This window comes from Pelatocladus sp. BLCC-F211 (genome assembly GCF_041928655.1).
GTDB lineage: Bacteria > Cyanobacteriota > Cyanobacteriia > Cyanobacteriales > Nostocaceae > Pelatocladus.
In genome coordinates this window covers 1-4,714 of record NZ_JBHFLM010000160.1, presented here as the reverse complement: position 1 = coordinate 4,714, position 4,714 = coordinate 1, and the positions used below count along the sequence as shown (strand labels likewise).

3 protein-coding genes are annotated in these 4,714 nt (G+C 38.1%); 2 read left to right on the top strand and 1 reads right to left on the bottom strand.

The annotated features are described in order from the left end of the window. Positions 1-133 precede the first annotated feature (133 nt). Complete coding sequence (locus tag ACE1AT_RS20105) at positions 134-784, bottom strand: type III-B CRISPR-associated protein Cas10/Cmr2 (RefSeq protein WP_374871504.1); 651 nt, start codon at positions 782-784, stop codon at positions 134-136. Between the two features lie 467 nt (positions 785-1,251). Here ACE1AT_RS20105 and ACE1AT_RS20100 point away from each other — a divergent pair, with 467 nt between their 5' ends. Both ACE1AT_RS20100 and ACE1AT_RS20095 read left to right on the top strand, forming a co-directional pair. After that, positions 1,252-2,124, top strand: coding sequence for an Rpn family recombination-promoting nuclease/putative transposase (locus ACE1AT_RS20100; RefSeq protein WP_374871502.1), 873 nt, complete (start codon positions 1,252-1,254; stop codon positions 2,122-2,124). Between the two features lie 948 nt (positions 2,125-3,072). After that, complete coding sequence (locus ACE1AT_RS20095) at positions 3,073-4,578, top strand: AAA family ATPase (RefSeq protein WP_374871500.1); 1,506 nt, start codon at positions 3,073-3,075, stop codon at positions 4,576-4,578. Positions 4,579-4,714 lie beyond the last annotated feature (136 nt).

Sequence of the window (4,714 nt, the reverse complement as noted above, 5' to 3'; positions counted from 1 at the left end):
CTGACTATGTGTTAACAACAGCATTGAAGTCTTCTCATTTATCCTGCTCAGTTGTCAAGTGCGTTTTTTATCCGGTCGTTTCTTCTTATCTTCTTTTATTTGTCAAGTTCACATTACACCAAATTAGATGAGCTTACCCTGGTTCATCTTCTTGGGAATTGTCTTGATTTTCAGTTATATTTGCTAGCGATTCATAAAACTTTTGGATATCACCTTGTTCAGAGCGATAGGTTAAATCTTTAGGGTTGCGATCTTCTCCCCCTAATCCCGGAAATGCAATTCCATCTGTACCTGTTAAACTTGAACTTTCCCCAATCCAATTAATTGCAGTCCAAGCACGAGAAAGCTTGCGAGTTTCCAAATCCTCCATTGCTGCTGCGATCGTCTTTCCCGTTCCCCAAAAGATTTCCCAAGTATGCTTTCCCCAATGTCCCCACTCACGTTCCCATTCATATTCATAATCAGATAATTTTGTCTCAATCCAGTTGCGACAAACTGCAAGTATATCCTTCCAAGCTGTTAATAATACCTTCCGTGCAGTCTCTGCGGGAAAATGACCTTTTATGAGGATGCGGTTTGGCATTCCCTTTTGTATGCTGATGTTTGCAGGGGAAATTACTGTAGTTTCTGGAAGTTTATCTGCTGCTAGTACTATCTGTTGGCTGAGGTAGGACAAAATTAACGACGCACCATACAAGTCCCGCAACTTCCGCGATTTTTCGATAAATCCCTGCACTGGTGCAAATGTAATAGCGGTGTATGTGTCTTTTGCTTCATCAGTCATACTCTTACTTCAAGGCTTAAATAACTTGAACTACAATCTCTAGCACCAAAAAATCGTATAATGAGCAACTTAACTGCTACCCAAAAATACTGTTTTTCTTTATCTATGTAACACTACGTAAATAAAAAGTTACAAAGTAAAAAGAACTGTTTATCCTCATCATTGTTAATCTTCAATCAAACACTTGTAGTCATCAGTGTTGCAGAGATGACCTGAATTGCAACCTGCTCTCATGCGAATGACGAAAAATAGTTTGTAGTTTTGTAACCAAATACGCGCTGCGATTTCTGTTGTAGACTACTGCTCAATTTTAAATTGAGCAATGACATCGGCATCATCTATCCAGTATTTTTGTCATGATATTAATTCCTATTTTTCACAGAGCGATCGCATTTTCAACCACAAATCATTCACTCTTTCCCACTTCCGATTATGATAAATCTCTAGACAAAAGTGCATCTTGAAAAATGCCAAAACCAGCAGATACCAGCACAAAAAAACTAATTAGCCTTGCGCCTGATAATTGGGTAAGATGGGTGACGGATATTCCTAATATCAAAGCAAATGAAATTTTGTCGGGGGAATTTCAATGGATAAGTAGAGAAAGTGATGTATTAATCCGTGCCACAAGTCCCGAACATGGAGAATTTATCGTACTAAATGAACTGCAATTGCGCTACAACTCTAAAATGCCCAGGCGAATGCGTTCTTATGCAGCACTTGCAGAAGAAAAATATGAATTACCAACTTACCCAGTACTAATCAATATCTTGCAGACAAGTGATGTGGAAATACCCACAAGTTTTGCATCAAATGTTGCTGGATTAGCAGCAACCCAAGATTACCGCGTCATAAATCTCTGGGAAGTTGATGTTAACATTCCTTTTCAACAACCTTTACGATCATTACTTCCCTTTGTACCAATTCTTAAAGGAGGAGGAAATGAGTCTACAATTAGGGAAGCACTGCAAATTTTACGTCGGGATCAAGACTTAAATCAACTGGAGACGGTTCTAGCATTTTTTGCTACCTTTGTATTAGAAAGTGCGTTAGTGAAAGATATCATGAGGTGGGATATGGGAGTTTTACGAGAGTCACCTTGGTATGAAGAAATACTAAAAGAAGGAGAAGCACGAGGAGAAGCACGAGGAGAAGCACGTGGGGAAGTGCAGGGAATAATATTGAGTATACGAACGAGTTTGGAAGCGAAGTTTGGTAATGAGGGCTTGGAATTAATACCTCAAATTTCTCAAATTAATGATCTGGAAAAATTACAAGGTATTTTGCGAAGTGTGGTTTTAGCCAATAATATTGAGGAATTGCAGCAAATTTTTTCATGATTTTTTGTTAATTATTAGCTAATTTTAAAAATAAGAAGCCCTCATATTGATGAGGGCTTTTTTGTTTCCAATTATTCCGAATTAACCCAATCGGTGGGGTTCTGTGAGTGTTGACGATTTTCTCGCTCAACTTGAACGTTTCCAATTATTCCGAATTAACCCAATCGGTGGGGCCAGCCAGCTAGGAAATTCCAGCAATACTGTGTTTCCAATTATTCCGAATTAACCCAATCGGTGGGGAGTTCGTCTAGCAGCCCTTACCCAGTAAGGGTTTGGGACCGCAAATCGACACACCTCTAAAAAAGATTGTAAATCTAAGCGAAAAATTAATCAAACACATAGCTCAAATCCTTACACAGCAAGCAATCGACACACCTCAACGAAAGAATAGGGATTTGGGCGATTTGGTGAGGTGTGTAGATAGTCATGTTACAAATTCTCCTTGAAATTACTTCAAAATTAGACAGAGAAAGACTTTCAGCACAAATTAAACTCAGATTTTTGTCCAGAAACCTGTTTGTCTAGCAGCTTGACCCCAGCATCGCCTAGCGACTCTATGGAGTATCGCACCAACGCAACTATATTATCGTAGATACTTGTTTCTCAATCTGTTCCACATATTTATTATCAAAATTACAAACAGTTGCTGATTTCATGTATGAAAATGATTCTGCGTAATGCCAAAATCTTTGTAGAGACGCGATATATCGCGTCTGGTACATCCGAATTCATACCGCAATTCAGCAACGCCAAAATTTTGATACCAGACTTGGTTTTACATAACATCTTAATTTGTCATTCGCACGAGCAATGTAAAATTATCATTTGTACCCGACTAAGATTAAACACATACCTCGAATATTTAACGCGATCGCATATTCAAATAAATATAGGTTTAATATTCGGATATCACAAATTCAGTAAATTAGCTATAATATTATACCTTATATGTCAATTTCCCAACTCAAGACTCAACAGGCAGCTAAAACCGACTCTAAAGCGATGCCTACGGCGGCTCATTTCCTCATCGGCACACCAGGAAGCGGTAAATCTACCTTGGCAAAACTCCTATCCAGCTTGGGAAATTGGGAAATAATCTCTACTGATGCAATCCGCGAAGAACTCTATGGTGACGCGACAATTCAAGGGGAATGGCACACTATTGAAGTTACTGTTTTTAACCGTATTTGTACTGCATTTAGTTTAGGAAAAAGTGTTATCTACGACGCTACCAATTTTAAGCGTTGTTTTCGCATAGATTTTTTACTCAAAATCAACACCCTACTTGCTCAATCGGAGTTACCCCAACCCCATTGGCTAGCCTGGTACTTAAAAACTCCTTTGGAAACTTGCATTCAGTGGAATCAACAACGCCAACGCCAAGTTCCCTCAAACATTATTGAGAGTATGTATAAACTGCTGCAAGACTTTCCACCGATTCCTGGGGAAGGATTCGCCGCAGTTAATCAAATTAATGTTAACTCACCCGAATTTTCCCCAGACCAAATTGCTCAATTAATTGCAGATGTTCCACGTCAGATTGTCAATATTCAAAATCGTTATGCAAATATCACACCCCATCTTTACAGTCATCTACTAGATTTTGAGCGTTTGATGTATTTGCTATTCTTAATAATTAACTATCCTGGGATTGGTGAATTCCATATAACTCAACCTAAATTATTAGAAAATATTCTGGGATCTGTTCCTAAATTTACTAACTCTGTTGCAGAAATTACTGCGATTATGGCTAAACTGCGGGGTACAGTTTATGCCAAGGAAGATGCTATAGCTGCTGATTTGGAATGGCTGGAAACTCAAGGAATTATCCATGCTACTTTCCCTACTACCAGTCAAAACACTCCAGAATTTGCTCATGATAAAACGACATCTTTAAGCGGATTACACTCTTACTCAGATCAAGAAGTTTTTCAACGTTTAATTGGCACAATCCGGTTTATTCTGCACTACCCTTTTTTAGCTAACACGGGTGGGGGTAGCTTGGAAACTTTGACTCAATCTCTTGCACAAGCTGGAATAATTTACAACCACAATAGCGAAAAGGCGACAATTCGTAAAGATATTGAAAAAGTTTTAAAACCCTATAAAATATTATCTGATTTTCCTATGCGTAATGGTTATTTTGCTGGTACGGGCATCCTTTCTAAACCAGAATTAATCAAAGTCTTTGATATTATTCAATCCCAAGCTAATAGTTTAGAAGACCCCCAAGCGTTAGACATCTACGAAACATTTGAGCAACGTTTGTTACAAACACATATCATTGAAAATACTAAAAATATTTATCCAGTCAGAGCGATCGCTAATAGCTCTATTGTAGATCCCAAACATCTCCATAGTAGTGCCTTAAGTAAGAATCTCACCCAGTTGGAAACAGCAATTGTTGAAGGAAGACTGTTAGAGTTAAAACGTTTTGCAGGTGTGGGTAGATAAGCTGTTCCACATTTAGTTTGCAATAGCAGCATTTCCTTTATTTTTTACTTTTCGTCCCCATTGAATTATTAGTTCTCCCTGATTTAACAATCTATCCAGTAAATTCTTTAACTCATCTACTGATTTAAATAACCGA